This window comes from Bifidobacterium asteroides (assembly GCF_048001765.1).
Classification (GTDB): domain Bacteria; phylum Actinomycetota; class Actinomycetes; order Actinomycetales; family Bifidobacteriaceae; genus Bombiscardovia; species Bombiscardovia asteroides_K.
The window spans coordinates 2,028,247-2,045,017 of record NZ_CP181447.1 but is presented as its reverse complement, the minus strand read 5'-3'; the positions used below and the strand labels follow the sequence as shown (position 1 = coordinate 2,045,017).

Below are 16,771 nucleotides of genomic sequence, written 5' to 3'. Positions count from 1 at the left end.
AAGGAGCGCAGGAATGCCTCAGACGCAGGATAAGGCCAAGGCCGTGGGAGACCATCCGCCGCTGCTGATTCTCTCCCTCTACCATCGTGACATGAACATCTATGGGGATTCGGGCAACATACTCAGCGTGACCCGCAGGGCCGAGCTGTACGGGTTCCGCCCCATGGTCCGCTATTACGATCCAGGCGATGCCTGGCCGGAGCAAATCGACATGATTCTGGGCGGCGGGGGCCAGGACCATGGCCAGGAGCGCATAATCGACGACCTGCGGGAGCGGGGCGGGCTTCTGCGCGATCTGGCCGACCAGGATGTGCCCATGCTGATGATCTGCGGGCTCTATCAGCTCTTCGGCCATTACTTCGAGACCTCCGACCATGAGCGCCTGGAGGGGGTCGGCATCCTTGACGTGCATACCATTGCCAAGCCCGAACGGATGATCGGCAACCTGGTGGAGCAGGCAGAGGACTTCGGCAGGGTGGTCGGTTACGAGAACCACTCGGGCTTGACCTACCTGGGGGAAGGGGCCCATCCCCTGGGCATGGTGACTGAGGATGGCCGCGGCAACAACGGCAAGGACCACACCGAGGGGGCCCGATGGAAGAAGGTCATCGGCACCTACATGCATGGATCGCTGCTGCCGAAGAACCCGGCCATTACGGACTTCCTTATCGAGGGCGCAGCCGAAAGGCGGTACGGCCAGGACACCTTTGCCCAGATGAAGGCTGTCATGGACCAGAAGAACCGGAGCGAACTGGAGCGTCTGGACTCCCTGGCTGATCAGGCCAGTCGTATCGCTGCCTCCAGACCCAGGTGAAGAGGAGCCTGCGGTTCCCTCGGTTGTGGCACAGATTCTGATCAGCGTGTAGAGGGTTGTGTCAAGGAGGCAAGGCGCTGCGGTTCCTCCTGCCATGGTGTCGAATCGGATCGGTCACTGATAACCAGCTAGACTGTAAAGAGAGACGGCCGCTCGTCTCTTGGCTGTCTAAAGAGCCCGGTACTTCAAGGGCGTATGAATGCTGGGAGGCATATCATGTCGGATTTGCATATCGGTGACGGATTGCACAAGGTGCTTCTGGCTGGCATCGGAGCCTTGGCCACAGGCGTGGAGAAAGGCCAGGAGGTCATTGACAACCTGGTCAAGAAGGGTGAGCTGACGGTCGAGCAGGGGAAGATTCTCAACACTGAGCTCAAGCGGAACAGGAAGAACCCTCCTGCTCCTGCACCGGCTGCACCGGCTGCTCCGGCCCCGGCTGCTGGCGCGCCCAGGCCTGCGACTCACGTTGCTCCTGATCCCCGTCGTCCCGACCATGAGCCCCTGGCGCCAATGCCGAATCGTCGGTCCGGGTCCATCCCCATCACCTCCAATGATCCCATTGCGGGTCAGCAGGGCTGAAGGCGGTCAATTACTGTCAGCGTCGGTCGTCTGCACCGGAATGTCTGCCGCTGGTCGGCCATGCGGATAAAGGACGCAGGTGAGTGGTGAGTATGGATGCCATGAACGGACATGATGCCCCGGTGCAGACTATTGGCCTCTTCGGGGTCGGCACGGGAGAGCGTCAGGGGGTAGCAGGAAGGATCCGTCACAGGCGTGGCAGGGCCCGCCGACTGGCCGAGATGATCCGCATCGCCAACCGGTTCGACATCATTCACGGTCTGACCCCGGTCACCATGCGTCGCATGTTCGAGGCCCTGGGACCCACTTTCGTCAAGGTGGGTCAGATTCTCTCCATGCGTTCGGAGATTCTGCCGGAGGCTTTCTGCCGTGAGCTCTCCAAACTGCGCGCCGATGCGGATCCCATCCCGTATTCCGTGGTGACCAGCACCCTGGCCGCCGAGTATGGCCGTCCGCTCGACCAGATCTTCTCCTCCATAGACCCTGTTCCGCTGGGGTCGGCTTCCCTAGCGCAGGTGCATCGTGCCCGCCTGGTCAGCGGTGAGGACGTGGCCGTCAAGGTTCAGCGACCAGGGATACAAGAGACCATGGCCCAGGACATCGACATTCTGCGCAGCATGGTCAAGTGGGCCTCCCGGTTCGTCCGCAGTACGCAGGTGATTGACATCCGCGGGGTTGTCGAGGAGCTCTGGGAGACCTTCCAGTCCGAGGTCGACTTCCAGCAGGAGGCTGCGAATCTGGCGGAGTTCAAGGATTTCTGCGACCCCTACGCCTACATCGACTGCCCGAAGCCCTATCCCGAACTGTGTACCAGGCATGTGGTGGTGATGGAATACATCGACGGGATATCCCTCTCACGCCCTGCCCAGCTGGTGGCTCAGGGCTATGACCTGAAGGAAATAGGCACCAAGCTGGTCGACAACTATGCCACCCAGATCATGGACCGGGGCTTCTTCCACGCCGATCCGCACCCCGGCAACATCATCATCCGCGATGGCTGCATAGTGCTGATAGACCTTGGAATGGTCGGCCGCCTGGACAAGGTGACCAAATCGGCCTTGAAGGACATGATTTTTGCAGTGGGCCGCGAGGATTCGCCGGCCCTTGCCCAGGGATTGCTCCGCTTCGCTGGCACGGGCGAGGCCAGGGCCGAGGACTACCCCTATCTTTTGGCCGACCTGGATGCGGTCGTCCAGCGTTTCGGCAAGCTGGATCTGGCCGATCTGGACATCGCCGAATACGTCAATGCCGTTATGAAGCTGGCCGCCCGGCATGGCATCAAGGTGCCGGGTTCGGTCACCATGGTGGCGCGGTGTCTGGTCACCCTGGAAGGGCTTCTGGATGAGTTCCTGCCGGAGGCCAATATCGTGCAGATCATCACCGACCATGTCGTCTATAGCCAGGGTACGGAATCCATCCTGAAGGAGGAGACCCGGAAGCTGGGCATCCAGGGCGACTTGGCCCTGCATGGCCTTCTGGGGGCCCTGGCTGAGTCCCAGACCGCAACCAAGATGCTGACACGGGGACAACTGCGGGCCAATGTACAGCTGGTAGGCTCCGAGGAGCCCCTGCAGCAGCTGTCCGATATGGTCAACAGGTTGACCATGGCCCTCATTGTCGTCGGGCTCTATGTGGGCTCTTCAATCGTCTATTTTGCCCGCATCAAGCCGGTGGTCTTCGGCATCCCGGTGGTCAGCATGCTGGGATACGTGGTGGCCTTCATTCTTTCGGTCTGGATAGTTCTGGACATCCTGATCAAGCACCGGGCCCTCAAGCGTCGGCGACGCAACGGCGAAGCCTAGGCTGAGAGCCCATCCATCCTGGATAGATACAGATACTCTCTGATGCTGAATCAGCCGGCGAAGTCCTCAACGGTTTCAGGATCCTCATGGTTCATGAAAGCGGATTTGCCGGTGTCCATGGCACGCAGCCGGTCCATCTCCTGGTCGCTGAGCTGGAAGTCCCAGATGTCGAGGTTCTCGCGCATGCGCTCGCGGTGGGTGGTCTTCGGGATGATGATGACCCCGTCCTGGACCAGGAAGCGCAGGGCCACCTGGGCTGCGGTCCGGCCGTGCGCTTGTCCGATTTCGGTCAGGGTCGGGTTGGTGAACATACCCTGGCGGCCCTCGGCGAAGGGTCCCCAGGATTCGATCCGGGTGCCGTACTTGTCCATGTAGGTGCGTTCCTGGGGGCGCTGGTGGAAGACGTGGGTCTCCAGCTGGTTGACGGCCGGGACGATTCTGTTGAACTTGACCAGGTCCACATAGCGGTCGGCATAGAAGTTCGAGACGCCGATGGCCCGCAGAACACCCTGGTCATAGAGATCCTCAAGGGCGTGCCAGGCTGCGTAGTAGTCGTTGAAGGGCTGGTGGAGGAGGACCAGGTCCAGGTGGTCCGTGCCTAGCTTCTTCATGGACTCCTCGACCGAGGCCTTGGTCTTGTCGTATCCATAGTTGGTGATCCAGACCTTGGTGGTCAGGAAGACCTGGTCGCGGTCGAGGCCGCTCTGGGCCAGGGCATCTCCGACGGCTTGCTCGTTTCCATAGGCCTGGGCCGTGTCGATGGCTCGGTACCCGGTCTCCAAGGCATCCAGAACCGAGCGGCGGCACTCGTCCAGGTCGGCGATCTGGTAGACGCCGAAGCCCTCCATGGGCATGAGGACGCCGTTGTTGAGCTTGACGGACGGGACGGCAGTGGATGAATCATTCTGCATGGTATTGTGCTTCTTTCTTGGCAGATGGCTTGACGGAGTTGGTTAAAGGCGGGGCATGCCTCTCTAATCTGCTTGTTCAAGGATAAGGCCTTGAAGCAGCCTGAAGTCAAGCCGGCAAAGCGCGTCCGGGCTCCTGCGATGCTAGCGTGGGTAGTGAAGTAGCTGATGGCTGGAGGCGATGATGGGGTCCAAAGCACGATTGGCCGGCAAGGTCGCACTGGGGCTGGGATTCGGGTTTTTGGGGGCCTGGTGCTGGGCCCTGGCTCCTGGCCTTTCGGTGGTTGCGGGCCGAAGAAAGCCTATAGGCCTGTCGCTGCATCCATATGCCCATAGGGGTCTGCATGATGCTGGCTCGGGGATGGAGACGACCAATCCCAATCCTGGACAGGCCGCCTACCTGCACCGTATTCATGACTGCCTGAAGGTTGCGTCCGACAGGCCCTTGGGCAAGCACGCCTCGGCTCCGGCCAACCCCCGTCGGGTGGTGGCGCCCGAAAATTCGCTGGCTGCCTTTGAGGCGGCCTGCAAGGCCGGCTATGGAATCGAGCTGGATGTCCATCTCACTCGGGATGGCCAGGTGGTGGTCATCCATGATGGAGATTTGCGGCGGGTGGCTGACGTCAATCGAGCAGTGGCGGACCTGACCTACGATCAGTTGAGGAGGATTCCCCTGTGCCCAAGCCCTGCTCAGGCTCTCGAGTCCATGGAAGGGATTTCGGGCTCTGCCGACCACGATGGTGGTCCCGAAATGGAGGGCGAGGACCGGGACCTCAACAATCCCGAGGTGCAGCATGTGCCTCTTCTGTCCGAGGTGCTCGCTCTGGTGGATGGCCGGGTGCCCCTGGTCGTCGAGATCAAGATGGACAGGCGCTTGGATCGGGAGCTTATGCGTCGGACCGATGCCCTCCTGTCCAGGTACCAGGGCCCTTATGTGATGGAATCATTCAACGTCCTGGCCCTTGCCTGGTATCGGATTCACCACCCAGGTGTCACCAGGGGACAACTGGTCGCCCCTTACCACGGCCGGGTGGACACCTGTTCCTCGGCTGTGCGCTGGATGGCCGGGTCCCTCCTCTTCAATTGGCTGGGGCGGCCGGACTTTGTGGCCTGCGAGTGGCACAGCGGGCATTCGCTGCCCATGCGTCTCTATCGGTTCCTGGGTGGAACGCCCATCGCCTGGACGGTTCGTTCCGAGCGTGCGGAAAAGGCGGCCAGCCCTGACTTCGACGGGATCATCTTCGAGTCGTATCTGCCCGAGAGCTGAACCAGCTATACAGCCCGGAGGCTGCAGCGGCCAGGCCTATTGCCCAGAGTGCCATGGTCAGGAAGTAGCCGTAGGGGAGAGGCACAACGCTCATGTCTATCTGGCCGGACAACTGGTGGAAGATGACGGCAAGCACCCCCGCCATGGCCAGGGCTGAAAGAAGGATGGCCGAAAGGGCATCGATTACTGACTCCCAAATCGAGGAGCAGATCAATGTTCCACGTGAAACACCGGCAGCCTGCATCCTTCTGTTCTCCTGGCGGCGTTCATTGACTGCGATGGCGCATGCCTGGATCAGGAATATGGCCGTCAGGACGATGGCCCCGTTCGCTATCTGGGGCATGGCCCGTTGCACTTTCTGTGACCTTTGGATGCTGGAACGAATGTACTCCTTCTTGGTGCAGGCCTTGATGCCCTTCCTGTCCCATGAAGCATTGAGTTGACTGATCAGATTGTCCGTCTGAACTCCTGGGGCGGTCCTGGCCAGGGTGGTCGATCCACTGTTGTAGGGCGCCAGTTGCGACAGGTCTGTATCTGTCATCAGGTATTCGCCCGTCTGCCCTGTCGGGGTCATATCGACTACGGCGGTGATGGTCAGCGTATGGCCTTTGTCGTACCTGTCGATCAGAGTCAGCTTGCGACCAATAGGGTTTTTCTCCTGGGTGCGGCCATTTGCTATAACGGCTATCTTGCCCGGCCCCAGGTCAGCAGCGGAGCCCTTGATGAAGATTGGGCTAATTGTATTGACGTTCTTGCCTGCTTTGTTGACGTGCATAGCCATGACGGAAGGTTCGTTGTTGCCGCCATTATCTTCCTTGTCCGCAGTTGTCCAGGATCCCTCGCTATAGGTGACTGCGGATTCGATGTCTGCAATGGACCGAAGTCGGCGATCCAGGTCTCTTGGATCATTGGTCTCTGCGTTGATCATGGTTTCGGCAGCGACCGGCTTATACCGGCTTATGGCTTCTTGTGCCCAGCCGGATCGTCCCAGGGCTATAAATCCGGTTACGATGACCAGCATCAGTATGATCGGCACTGCTACGGCGGTGGAGCTCCGGTTTTCCTTCCGCGCCCTTTGACGTGCTAGAAGACCGGCGCCTCGGAAGGCCAGTTGGAAGGGGAAGCCGATCAGGTTGGCGCAGGCTGGAACCAGGACAGGGGCCAGGGCACCGATGATAACGAGCAGACAGCCGGTCGAGGCAATGATCTGGATTTCAATGTCCATGCCGTTGAATCGGTGATAGACCATGGCCAGTCCTCCAGCCAGGCCAGCCAGGGCGATTATCAGGCGAAGAGGGCCGATTGACTTGGTCCCCGATCGGTTCTCGGTGTCCTGTAGGGCCTCTATGGGAGAGATCGCGGTAATCCTCCTGGCGGCGAACCAGGTTCCTAAGAGACCTGCCAGGAGTATCCCCGCGAAAGTGAAGATAATTCCCACGGGGTGGGGATGCGCGGTCATTTCCAACGCTTCGAGGCCTGAGTTGATCAGGGACCTAGCGAATGCTGGCACCAGCAGGCATCCCGCCAAACTGCCCAAGAGGGCGGCCAAACCTACCGGAATCATGAATTCCAGTAGGGAGATGAATCTCACGATCCTGGGAGAGGCACCTGAAAGCCGCATCATGGCATACTCGCGACGGCGGCGCTCGATCAGGAACCCCACGGAAGTGATGACCAGGAAGATGGAGACGAACCCGCATATGCAGGCGTACCCAATGGATATCTGTGAAGCGCCGTCTTGGAAGGACAGGGTCATAGCGCGGTCGTAGGAATTCATTGCGCGCGTATCCGGTATTCCGTCGCCCTTCCGAGCGGCAATGGCTACCTGGGCCCAGGCGCTGGTAAGGACCGAAGCGGCCATGACCGCCAGGACCATGACCGTATAGGAGGACCGATGCTCATGCAGAAAGGATCGCACCAGGGAGGCCAGGCCAGGAGTGCGTGTCTTGGTTCGACCTGCCGTTTGCGAGCTGCCCCCGCCCACCGGTCCTGAGGCACCGGTTCCTGTGATTGATCCACCTAGGGAAAGGGACTTGCCCTCCATGGTGTGCTCCTTTCTCGCCCTTGAATGCTGCTGTTCTTATTGCAACACCGGGTGAAGGCCCACTCAGGGTGTTTTCAGGGTCAGACCAGGGGGAGAACCGGGGTGGCGATCAGCGATTAGGCACTCTTGTGCGAGAGGTGGGCAAGAGGACAGAGAGTGAGAGGGTGGAAGTCGAGGGATAGACGGTTGAGAATAGAGGTCGGGAGGATTACAGACATGATGACTGGTTCGCTAAGCTCCATGGCATTGCAGAGCCGGCAGTTTCTATAGAGACGACTTCATAGCGAACCTATCCTCGCTGACGGGGTAGGGGAGGGAAGCCTAGTCCATCTTGCACGGCATCCGCCGAGACGGCCATCAAACACCGTTGAAAAAAGGACCCGAATCGTGTGGGTTCGGGTCCTAGTCAGGTATGGGGTTCGTGCCCCGTCAGTTCGTCGGATTAGTCGATGACGCCGTAAAGGCGGTCGCCCGCATCGCCCAGACCAGGCACGATATAGGCGTGCTCGTTCAGTTTCTGATCGACTGCGCAGACCACCACCTTGAGGTTGATGGAGGGGTCCATCTCCTCCTTGAGGCGGTTCAGGCCCTCGGGAGCGGCCAGAATGTTGATGGAGGTCACGTCCTTGGCTCCGCGCTCAGCCAGATATTTCGTGGCGGCGATCAGGGTGCCGCCGGTGGCCAGCATGGGATCCAGCAGGAAGCATTGACGTCCGGAGAGGTCCTCTGGCAGGCGGTTGGCGTAGGTGATGATGTCCAGGGTGTTCTCGTCGCGTTTGAGACCAAGGAATCCGACCTCGGCGGTGGGCAGCAGCCGGGTCATGCCGTCAAGCATGCCCAGTCCGGCGCGCAGAATGGGAACCACCATGGGGCGGGGGGAGCAGAGCTTTTTGCCCACCATGGGAGCGACTGGGGTCTCGATGGGGTGGTCCTCGATGTCCAGATTGCGGGTGGCCTCGTAGGCCTCCAGCATGACCAGTTCGCTGATCAGCTCGCGGAAGGTGTTGGAAGGGGTGTTTTTGTCCCGCAGTACGGTCAGCTTGTGCTCGATCAGCGGGTGTTCCAGTACGTGAAGTTCCATACCTCTCAGCGTAGCTCAGCGGGTCGGCTTCTGGTAGCGACCGGCAAGCCATGCTGCCTGCGATTTGGGAATGAAAATGAAAACGCCGAACCATGCAAGCGCCTGTCGGCGCAAACGCCGCTCGCAGCGGCAACAAACGGAGCCCGGGGCTTAGCCATGGTCCGACGCAGTCCCCATTGTAGGGCATGCCGGAGTCTGATCTGTGCTCACGACGCGCTTACGCTTCCGGCTTGAAAGGGTGGCGGGTTCTACTCCAGTCGTCCCCGTCGCCAGAGTGAGGCGCCACGCATGAAGTCGCGGGCCGTCTGATTGAGGGAGTTGACGGTGCGCTGTGCAGCGTCGACCTCCTTGGCCTCCTGACCGTCCAGCTGTCGGCTCTGGGCGTCCCGGATGGTGGTCTTGATGCCGCGGGCGATAACGTCGCAGAATGCTCCGGCCCGTTCCAGAGCTATGGCGAAGTCGCCGGTGAAAGCTCCTGAGAGGATGGAATCGGCGGTTCGGATGATGTCGTCGGCCTCCGGGGCCTGATCCACGCCGGCGATGGCTGATGCAGCGGTGTCAGTGGGTTCGCCCAGCCGCCACAGGCGGCTGATTCCATCAGCGTCCTTACGCATCCAGCTGCGAAGCATGTAGAGCCGCCAAAGAATGCCAGGCAGAGAGTCGGGGTCACTGTCGCTCCAGAGCTCGGCCACTATATCCACGCCCTCGCGGTCGACCAGGGTCAGGACTCGTTTGACGATGGCCGGGTCGGCGCTGTGGTGGACTCGGTCCAGCAGGGAGGCTGCTGACACATGGCTCATCTCGCTGATCTGCTGCGGGTCCATACCTCCGGAGAACTGGTCGGCGATGGCCGGATCCAGCTGGCCAGGGCGTGAAGGACGCGATGCTCCGGTGCCGGAGGCTATGAATCCCGTGCGGGAGGAGCGGATTGAGGATGAACCGATTCTGGAGTTGCTGTCAGTAGACAATGGGAGTCACCTTCTGTATGTCGATGATGGTCGGATGATTGGGGTCGCCGGTCAGACTGAGGACGACGGCGTTGCCGGTGGGCATGAAGGGGGAGTCATCGGGCAGCCGTTTGGACAACGATCCGCTGGAGCATAGCCCGCGCAGCTTCTCGAAGACTCCTCCCAGGACAGGGCGATGCATGCAGATCATGATGGTTCTGTTACCTGTCAGCAGGTCGGCCATCTGCCCGTCCAGCCAGGTGTGGGCCTGGTCTGGGCGTCGGTGGTAGGAGGACTCCGTCAGGCAGGCCACCATCTCCATAGGCAGGCCTACCTCATCGGCGTAGGGTCGCAACGTCTGCACACAGCGGATCCAAGGGGAGGACAGGAGACGGTCGGGCGCGAAGCAGGCTAGCTCCCGAGCCAGCGCGTAGGAGGTGCCAGCACCCCTGGGGGTCAGAGGACGATCCGCGTCCTTGCCTGTCCACTCCTTCCGGGCCACAGCCTTGCCGTGGCGGACGATGATCAGCTGACGAGCCCGGATGCCACCCTGCTCTACCCGATCCACGAAGGCATCCAGTATGGTTCTGTCGCTTGGATGGGTCAATAGTTTGCGGGCTTCAGAGGCTCCTACCCATCGTATCTGGTCGACTTCCCTGGAATCAGGCCGGTGGATGGGTCCCAGCAGTGTGCTCTGACCGGCGGCGTGTTCCGAATCAGTCTGCGTAGCCATCCAGTAGCAGATATGCTTGAGCCTGCCGCCTTTGCCGCCCCGGCGTCGGCCCTCGTTGTTCAGCGGATATTCGGCATCCCCTAGGTAGGGCCCAAGGCGGACAAGACAGCCTGTTTCCTCGCCAACCTCGCGCACGGCCGCCCGCATGTGGGTCTCACGGTTCTCCAGCTTGCCCTTTGGCCAGCTCCAGTCGTCGTACTTGGGACGATGCACCAAACAGAGCTCCAGGTCATCGAGGTCGGAGCGTGGGTCGGCTCCTGGGGCTGCCCGGCCGTCGTCGCTGAATTTCATCCATCCCTGGAAGCTAGTACGCCACCGGTAAAGGATGGCTCCCGCTGCCTCGACCGTCCTGCTCATGGCCGAATGCCATCCCGATCGTCCGCCCCGGCAGCGGACTCGCCGGCCTGGAGGCGCATCATTATCGCCTGGCCCTGGGTGTTCGGGTGTGACGGTCGATCAGGTACTCCTGCGAGTCGACCAGAGGCCGACCCTGATCATCGCGGCTGTGACGAACGTAGGTGCCATCGGGCTGCATGTGCCAGGAGCTGGTGGTGTCAGCCATCTGCAAATCCACGTAGTCGATCAGTCCCTGCACCTGCTCGGGCGCAGTGATCCGGACCAGCGCCTCCACACGGCGGTCCAGGTTGCGGTGCATCAGGTCAGCAGAACCTATCCAGACCTCCGGCCCGGCCAGGGGGCCCTCGCCGATCTGGGGACCCTGTGAGTTGGCGAAGGCGAAGATACGGCTGTGTTCCAGGAACCGCCCCAGGATGGAGTGGACTCGGATATTTTCGCTCAGCCCGGGCACACCTGGCTTCAGGGCGCAGATGCCGCGCTCCACGATGTCAATGCGGACCCCGGCCTGGCTGGCCCGGTAGAGGGCATCAATGATTTTTTCATCCACCAAGGAGTTGACCTTGATTCGTATCCATGCAGGCTTGCCGTTCAGGGCGGTCTCTTCCTCACGGGCAATCCGCTGCAGAAGCCCGGAGCGAACCGTGCGCGGGGCTACCAGCAGGCGGTGGAAGGAAGACTTGGGCGCATAGCCTGATAGCTGGTTGAAGAGCCGTGTCAGGTCCTGTCCCACCACTGGGTCGCAGGTCAGCAGACCCAGGTCGGTATACTGGCGGGCGGTCTTGGGGTTGTAGTTGCCGGTGCCCACGTGGCAGTAACGCCGCAGGCCGTCCTGCTCCTGACGGACCACCAGGGAGAGCTTGCAGTGGGTCTTGAGCCCCACAATCCCGTAGACCACATGGACGCCAGCCCGTTCAAGCTGACGAGCCCAGGCGATGTTGGCCTCCTCATCAAACCGGGCCTTGATCTCGACCAGAGCCAGAACCTGCTTGCCGGCGTGTGCGGCATCCACCAGAGCATTGATGATGGGCGAGTTGCCCGAGGTTCGGTAGAGGGTCTGTTTGATGGCCAGCACTCGCGGATCGGCCGCCGCCTGTTCCAGGAAGGCCTGGACCGAAGTGGAGAAGGAGTCATAGGGGTGGTGAAGGAGGATGTCATGCTCGCGGATGGCGGCGAAGATGTCCTGGGCTTGGCTGGATTCCACCTCGGCTATCTGCCGGTTGGTGGTGGGAATGAAGGGGCGAAACTTGAGGTCGGCCCGGTCGATGGACTGCAGCTCGAACAGGACCGTGCAGTCCAAGGGGGCAGGCAGCCGATAGACCTCCTCCTGGTTGACCCGGAGCTTGCTGGCCAGCAGTTGGGAGAGGAAGGGAGAGGCGGAATCGGAAATCTCCAAGCGGATGGGCGGTCCGAACCGCCGCTGCAGCAGCTCCTTTTCCATGGCGTTGAGCAGATTTTCGGCATCGTCCTCCTCGACATCAATATCCTCGTTGCGGGTGACACGGAAGGAGCGGGCCTCCTTGATGATCATGCCTGGGAAGAGGTATTCCAGGTGGGCGATGATCAGATTCTCCATGGTGATGAACCCGTAGCGCTCCTCCCGGCCCTCCTCGTCGGTCAAATCGTCCACAGGAACCAGACGGGAGAGGTTGTCAGGAATCTTGACGCGGGCGAAGTGGGTCTTGCCCGAGGTCGGGTTCTCCACCAGGACCGCCAGATTCAGTGAGTTGCCTGAGATATAGGGGAAGGGGTGAGCCGGGTCGACGGCCAGCGGGGTCAGGACTGGGAAGACCTGGTTGCGGAAGAAGTTGGTGAGCCGTTCCTGCTCCTGGCTGCTCAGTTGTGTCCAGCTCAGCAGGATGATGCTTTCGGCGGCCAGATCCGGCAGGATGTGGTTGATGACGTAGTGGGCATGCTCGTCCTGAAGCTTGTGCGCCTGCTCGGAGATGGCTCTCAGTTGCTGGCGAGGGCTCATCCCGCTGGCAGCTGTCACAGCGATGCCGGTGTCTACGCGACGCTTCAGACCAGCCACGCGAACCATGAAGAACTCATCGAGATTGCTGGCGAAGATGGCGGCGAAGTTGGCACGCTCCAACAGGGGCACGCTCTCGTCTTCGGCCAGTTCAAGCACGCGTTTGTTGAACTTGAGCCAGCTCAGTTCCCGGTCGAAATAGCGGTCCTCAGGCAAGGGCGAGACCGGATGATCCGAGTGCCTGGATACATGCCGTGCCTGGCCGTCGGTCTCGGCAATATGCTCCGCGATCTGGCTGCGTAGCAAGGCCTTGGAGGGTGCGTCAAATTTCTGAACCATACCATAGCACTTTATTCGCAGGTGCCGTCCTCTGCAATCGTTGATAAAGCTTGTGGATAAATAGGAACGGCCCCCCGCAGGAGGCCGTTCCCACAAGGTCGGTCCAGATGGAATCTCTGCACAACATCATCGTTGCAACGGTCAAGTCTTATACACCCGTCCAACGTATCGGTCCTGGTGGCCATACACTTTGTGGGCTTCCGTGCTCTTGAACCGTCCTTGTATAAGCTATTATGCCAGTTTTGAGGCCGACGGCAAGCATGCTGATCGTGTTTGAGCGGAGGAGGTTCCCGGCTTGGTTTTTTGTGCGATTGCGTGCATTGTGGCAGGTCGAATACGCCAGGTTTGAAGGAATCTGTTGCTTCCATGTGATTATCTGTGTCCTTTCATGGACAGAGGTTTAAAAACGCTGCAATTCGAGGCGTGTCGTGGTGTTGATGCATTTGTGCATAGGTAGGGCGAAGCGGTGTGGATACAAAGGGTCATCCGACCACATCAGCTCCGGGGACTGGTGCTGATGCCGGGGCGCGGATGTACTGGTAGCCATGACTGGAATGAGCATAGGCAGACTGCCGTCGAAGATAAAAGGTGGCATGAAAGGGCGGGAGCCCGAATTGACACCTCACTCCTTTAGTTCAGTCGGGTTATCTCCGGAGCCTCGACCGGGGAGGATGGCGGGCGAAGATGCCGGCATCGGGCGGAGTGCATCAGAACCTAAATATGAGTCCGCTGTGGCCGGTTTGGTCTTTCTCTCGGCTTCCGGAGGGATTGGGCTGACTACCATGACGGCCCTGATGGCAAAACAGCTTCGGGACATGGCTCTGTCATGTGCTCTGGTGGATCTGGACCTGGATGGCGGAGGGATGGATGTCTTGGTCGGCATCGAGGGGGCGCCTGGCATGCGGCTGGGAAGGATTCGCGCTCCCCTGGGTCGGGTGGATCCTCAGGCCCTCGGTGAAGAGCTGCCGGTCTGGGATGGCATTCCGCTGCTCAGCAATGATCCTTGGACCGCCCCGCCACAGGGCTGGTGGGACGTGGACGCAGCCGTCAGTGCAATGGCTGGATTGGCTGATCTGTTGCTAATCGATGCCGGTCGAGGCAGGCATCTGGGTAATCTGCGCTCACTGAAGGGTCTGCCCTCGCTGTTGATGGTGGACATGACTGTGCTGGGCCTTGCGCGGGCGAAGGCGCTTCTCCATGCCCTGAACGGCCGCAGGGATGATGGTGATCGAGCTCAAGACAGTCCATTGATTTCATGTAGGCCCCCCATGGCTTTGATTGGAATGATGCCCACTCAGCACCGTGTCAGTCATGGTGTCGACCCGGAGCAAGCGGAGGAGTTTCTGGGCCGATCGTTGGACGTGGTTCTCAAGCCACAGACGAAACTGTCGGCATCCGTCCTGGATGGGCGTGGCCTGGAACGAGTGCCACGCACTTACGCCCGGGCCCTTCAACCCCTGGTGGAGCGGATCGTGGGGATGGTCGTTGTCGGCGAAAGAAAAGAAGAGCGGGTTTCTTCTCGCGGATTGACCTGGTCTGAGGCTGTCAAATGATTACGGGGTGCGAGGACAACATTGGGGGTTCATTCCTTGATGACGATTTGGCTCAGCCGCCCACTTTCGGCTATTTGGATGGGCTGGTGAGCGACCCTGCGGTGACTGACATCGCAGTGACGGGCCGGGGTGATGTCTGGATCGACCGGGGCTCGGGCATGGAGGAGGTTCTGCTTCGGCCTGGGTTCACAGGCCCTCGGGCAGTGAGGGACTTCGCTGTCCAGTTATGCGCTCAGTTGGGGCGTCGCCTGGATGATGCTCGTCCCATGGCCGACGCTTCCAGCAGGGAGGGGATCAGAGTCCACGCCGTGCTGGCTCCGCTCGTTCCCGAGGGTGCCGCCATTTCCATCAGACTGCCCAACAGGCACCCGCCCGGTCTGGAGGAGCTGGCTGCTGCCGGACTGTGTCCCGCAAGCTGGTTGTTCATCCTCCGGGCGCTGGTGGTCAATCGGGCCAGCATTCTGGTAACTGGTGGCACGGGTGCCGGCAAGACCACACTTCTGCGGGCGTTGCTTGGCATGTGCCCACAGGAGCAACGGCTGGTCATCGTGGAGGAAGTCCGTGAGCTTGGTCGTATTGCCGGACATAGGAATATGGTTTCCCTGGCTGTCAGAGAGTCCAACGTTGAAGGGGCAGGGGGCGTGGGGCTGGTCGATCTGGTCAAGGCCACACTGCGCATGCGGCCCGATCGAATCATCCTGGGCGAGTGCCGGGGCGAGGAGATAGCTGATCTGCTGCGGGCTTTCAATTCTGGTCATCAGGGTGGCATGGCGACACTACATGCCGACAGCGTGGAACGCGTCCCTACCAGACTGGCGACTCTGGGTTTGCTGGCGGGGCTGCAGCCGAAGGCACTGGCGGCTCTGGCCAAAGGGGCGTTTGACGTTGTTGTCCATCTGGAACGTTCCGGCGGCCATAGACATATCGCACAGATTGGCCGACTGGCAACGGCCGCCGACGGTCGGCTTGTTGGAGAGGCTGTTTGTACCTGGGAGGGCCGAGGGGCCGCTACTTATGGAACGGCTTGGTCGAAGTTTGCCAGGCGGTGGGGCATTGTGACAAGCGACTCGGCGAACACTCCGTAGTCGAGGTGGATTATGAATGACGAGACTGCAGCCTGGGTGGCTGCGATAATGACGACTCTTGCCTGTCTGGCCGTGTTTTCGCTGAGAGGCGGCGTAGCCGCAAGACTGAAGACCATGGCAGTCAGGCCCCTCGCACAGTCAGATCGGCCCGGTCTTGCGGTGCTGATTACTTCTCTGCTCGCATATGTCGACAACGGGGGTGGTCTGGTAGAGGCTTTCGAGGAGGCATCCGGGCGGCGGTTCGCCACTCGGGAGGTCACGCCGGAACGTGTCATGGCCATGCTGGAGAGCCGATGCCTGCCCCAGGAACGGGGGGCGACTCTGACGATTATGGCCCAGGCTCTCGTGGCTTGCTACGGGCTCAGCGCCATCCTGGGGTGCCGGGCTTCGGATGGGCTGCGAACCGTTGCAGCTATGCAGAGGCGGTGGGCAGCGTTGGATGAGGCCCGAGAAAAGGCCTTTGCGGTGCCCAAGGCCACGATCCGTCTCCTGTCGACCCTGCCGGCGTTGACAATCATCATGGGAGAGCTCATGGGTGCGCGACCGCTGGCCTTTCTATGTAGCCCAGGCCCGGGAATCATCTGCCTGATCCTTGGAGCGGTCTTCTACGTTCTCGGTCTGGTTTGGATACATCTGCTGATGAACAATCTGGGCAGGGAGGACCTATGGATTTGAAACCATTGATTGCCGCTCTGTCGAGTATACTGGCCCTCCTGCTCATAGAGTTCGACGTTTCGGGTGAGCGACTTGTTGGTAAGCAGATCTCTGCGCCGTCCTTAAGCCTGGTGCTGGCCTTGTTGGGAGTCGCTGTTCGTCAGGGAGCCTCACTGCCCAGGGCCATGAGTGTGGTTGGCGGCCTGCTGCCAGGACCTTATGGGCTTCGAATGGTTCGCGTGGCTCATCTGCTCGGACGGGGCAACGGATGGGATCTGTCCTGGTCAGGAGCGATCGGCGATCCTGATTACGGGCAGTCCATGCAGGTCCTGGCTGACTGTCTGGAGCCCTCCTGGCGTTTGGGATCATCGCCCCTGGCACGTATCGAGACGACTATGCGCCAGCTGCATCGCCATGCCCGCAGCGTGCTTGCCCGGGTCGCGGCGACGATCACCGTCAGGCTGCTGGTGCCGACAGGGCTGTGTATTCTGCCGGCCTTCGTACTGATCGGAGTCATCCCCTGCATTGCGGCTTTTGCGGGTGGGATGTCCTGAGGGTATGGAGCTCTCGCGGACACAGTTGTCCACAGGTTGACGATTCAGCTTCGCTCGTCCACATGTATCGGACAAGGCGACAGAG

General features: G+C 60.8%; 13 protein-coding genes and 1 pseudogene. 8 read left to right on the top strand and 6 right to left on the bottom strand.

What is annotated here, in order from left to right:
- The first annotated feature begins 13 nt into the window (after positions 1-13).
- The 3 genes and pseudogenes from ACNAOV_RS08400 to ACNAOV_RS08390 all read left to right on the top strand — a co-directional run bounded on the left by ACNAOV_RS08400 (position 14) and on the right by ACNAOV_RS08390 (position 3,195).
- Positions 14-814 (top strand): type 1 glutamine amidotransferase, encoded by an 801-nt coding sequence (locus ACNAOV_RS08400; RefSeq protein WP_416517330.1) that lies wholly within the window; start codon positions 14-16, stop codon positions 812-814.
- Positions 815-1,030: 216 nt separating this feature from the next.
- A pseudogene (locus tag ACNAOV_RS08395) lies at positions 1,031-1,273 on the top strand (hypothetical protein); the annotation flags it as partial.
- Positions 1,274-1,485: 212 nt separating this feature from the next.
- Positions 1,486-3,195: an ABC1 kinase family protein gene (locus tag ACNAOV_RS08390; RefSeq protein ID WP_416518192.1), complete on the top strand. Its 1,710-nt coding sequence runs from the start codon at positions 1,486-1,488 to the stop codon at positions 3,193-3,195.
- Between the two features lie 50 nt (positions 3,196-3,245).
- Here the strand turns inward: ACNAOV_RS08390 and ACNAOV_RS08385 are convergent, their stop codons facing one another.
- A complete protein-coding gene (locus tag ACNAOV_RS08385; RefSeq protein ID WP_416517329.1) occupies positions 3,246-4,106 on the bottom strand; it encodes an aldo/keto reductase in 861 nt (286 codons plus the stop codon).
- Positions 4,107-4,287: 181 nt separating this feature from the next.
- On the opposite strand from ACNAOV_RS08385, the gene ACNAOV_RS08380 reads away from it, so the two are divergent.
- Positions 4,288-5,370 carry a glycerophosphodiester phosphodiesterase family protein gene (locus ACNAOV_RS08380; protein WP_416517328.1) on the top strand — a complete coding sequence of 361 codons (1,083 nt, stop codon included), beginning with the start codon at positions 4,288-4,290 and terminating at the stop codon, positions 5,368-5,370.
- Here ACNAOV_RS08380 and ACNAOV_RS08375 read toward each other — a convergent pair.
- The 5 genes from ACNAOV_RS08375 to ACNAOV_RS08355 form a co-directional block, all read right to left on the bottom strand.
- Positions 5,339-7,414: an FtsX-like permease family protein gene (locus ACNAOV_RS08375; protein WP_416517327.1), complete on the bottom strand. Its 2,076-nt coding sequence runs from the start codon at positions 7,412-7,414 to the stop codon at positions 5,339-5,341. The genes ACNAOV_RS08380 and ACNAOV_RS08375 overlap by 32 nt on opposite strands.
- 442 nt (positions 7,415-7,856) lie before the next feature.
- Entirely contained in the window at positions 7,857-8,495 is a 639-nt protein-coding gene (upp, locus tag ACNAOV_RS08370; RefSeq protein WP_015022561.1) for a uracil phosphoribosyltransferase, read from the bottom strand.
- Positions 8,496-8,743: 248 nt separating this feature from the next.
- Positions 8,744-9,439 (bottom strand): thymidine phosphorylase, encoded by a 696-nt coding sequence (locus ACNAOV_RS08365; protein WP_416518191.1) that lies wholly within the window; start codon positions 9,437-9,439, stop codon positions 8,744-8,746.
- A gap of 13 nt (positions 9,440-9,452) precedes the next feature.
- Positions 9,453-10,532: an NUDIX hydrolase gene (locus ACNAOV_RS08360; protein ID WP_416517326.1), complete on the bottom strand. Its 1,080-nt coding sequence runs from the start codon at positions 10,530-10,532 to the stop codon at positions 9,453-9,455.
- 61 nt (positions 10,533-10,593) lie between these two features.
- Positions 10,594-12,840: an RNA degradosome polyphosphate kinase gene (locus tag ACNAOV_RS08355; RefSeq protein WP_154312916.1), complete on the bottom strand. Its 2,247-nt coding sequence runs from the start codon at positions 12,838-12,840 to the stop codon at positions 10,594-10,596.
- A gap of 794 nt (positions 12,841-13,634) precedes the next feature.
- Between ACNAOV_RS08355 and ACNAOV_RS08350 the strand changes: the two genes are divergently transcribed.
- The 4 genes from ACNAOV_RS08350 to ACNAOV_RS08335 are packed head-to-tail and all read left to right on the top strand — an operon-like array spanning position 13,635 to position 16,686.
- Positions 13,635-14,393 carry a hypothetical protein gene (locus tag ACNAOV_RS08350; RefSeq protein WP_416517325.1) on the top strand — a complete coding sequence of 253 codons (759 nt, stop codon included), beginning with the start codon at positions 13,635-13,637 and terminating at the stop codon, positions 14,391-14,393.
- Positions 14,390-15,478 carry a CpaF family protein gene (locus ACNAOV_RS08345; protein ID WP_416517324.1) on the top strand — a complete coding sequence of 363 codons (1,089 nt, stop codon included), beginning with the start codon at positions 14,390-14,392 and terminating at the stop codon, positions 15,476-15,478. The genes ACNAOV_RS08350 and ACNAOV_RS08345 overlap by 4 nt, the downstream gene beginning before the upstream one ends.
- A 12-nt stretch (positions 15,479-15,490) precedes the next feature.
- Positions 15,491-16,153, top strand: coding sequence for a pilus assembly protein (locus ACNAOV_RS08340; protein ID WP_416517323.1), 663 nt, complete (start codon positions 15,491-15,493; stop codon positions 16,151-16,153).
- Positions 16,144-16,686 carry a pilus assembly protein gene (locus tag ACNAOV_RS08335; protein WP_416517322.1) on the top strand — a complete coding sequence of 181 codons (543 nt, stop codon included), beginning with the start codon at positions 16,144-16,146 and terminating at the stop codon, positions 16,684-16,686. Before ACNAOV_RS08340 ends, ACNAOV_RS08335 begins: the two co-directional genes overlap by 10 nt.
- Positions 16,687-16,771 lie beyond the last annotated feature (85 nt).

Bases quoted from the DNA above. Each gene is read 5' to 3' on its own strand.
- ACNAOV_RS08335 (WP_416517322.1), top strand. From the start codon at position 16,144: ATGGATTTGAAACCATTGATTGCCGCTCTGTCGAGTATACTGGCCCTC.
- ACNAOV_RS08375 (WP_416517327.1), bottom strand. From the start codon at position 7,414: ATGGAGGGCAAGTCCCTTTCCCTAGGTGGATCAATCACAGGAACCGGT.
- ACNAOV_RS08400 (WP_416517330.1), top strand. From the start codon at position 14: ATGCCTCAGACGCAGGATAAGGCCAAGGCCGTGGGAGACCATCCGCCG.
- ACNAOV_RS08380 (WP_416517328.1), top strand. From the start codon at position 4,288: ATGGGGTCCAAAGCACGATTGGCCGGCAAGGTCGCACTGGGGCTGGGA.
- ACNAOV_RS08355 (WP_154312916.1), bottom strand. From the start codon at position 12,840: ATGGTTCAGAAATTTGACGCACCCTCCAAGGCCTTGCTACGCAGCCAG.
- ACNAOV_RS08345 (WP_416517324.1), top strand. From the start codon at position 14,390: ATGATTACGGGGTGCGAGGACAACATTGGGGGTTCATTCCTTGATGAC.
- ACNAOV_RS08350 (WP_416517325.1), top strand. From the start codon at position 13,635: ATGGCAAAACAGCTTCGGGACATGGCTCTGTCATGTGCTCTGGTGGAT.
- ACNAOV_RS08340 (WP_416517323.1), top strand. From the start codon at position 15,491: ATGAATGACGAGACTGCAGCCTGGGTGGCTGCGATAATGACGACTCTT.
- ACNAOV_RS08385 (WP_416517329.1), bottom strand. From the start codon at position 4,106: ATGCAGAATGATTCATCCACTGCCGTCCCGTCCGTCAAGCTCAACAAC.
- ACNAOV_RS08360 (WP_416517326.1), bottom strand. From the start codon at position 10,532: ATGAGCAGGACGGTCGAGGCAGCGGGAGCCATCCTTTACCGGTGGCGT.
- upp (WP_015022561.1), bottom strand. From the start codon at position 8,495: ATGGAACTTCACGTACTGGAACACCCGCTGATCGAGCACAAGCTGACC.
- ACNAOV_RS08390 (WP_416518192.1), top strand. From the start codon at position 1,486: ATGGATGCCATGAACGGACATGATGCCCCGGTGCAGACTATTGGCCTC.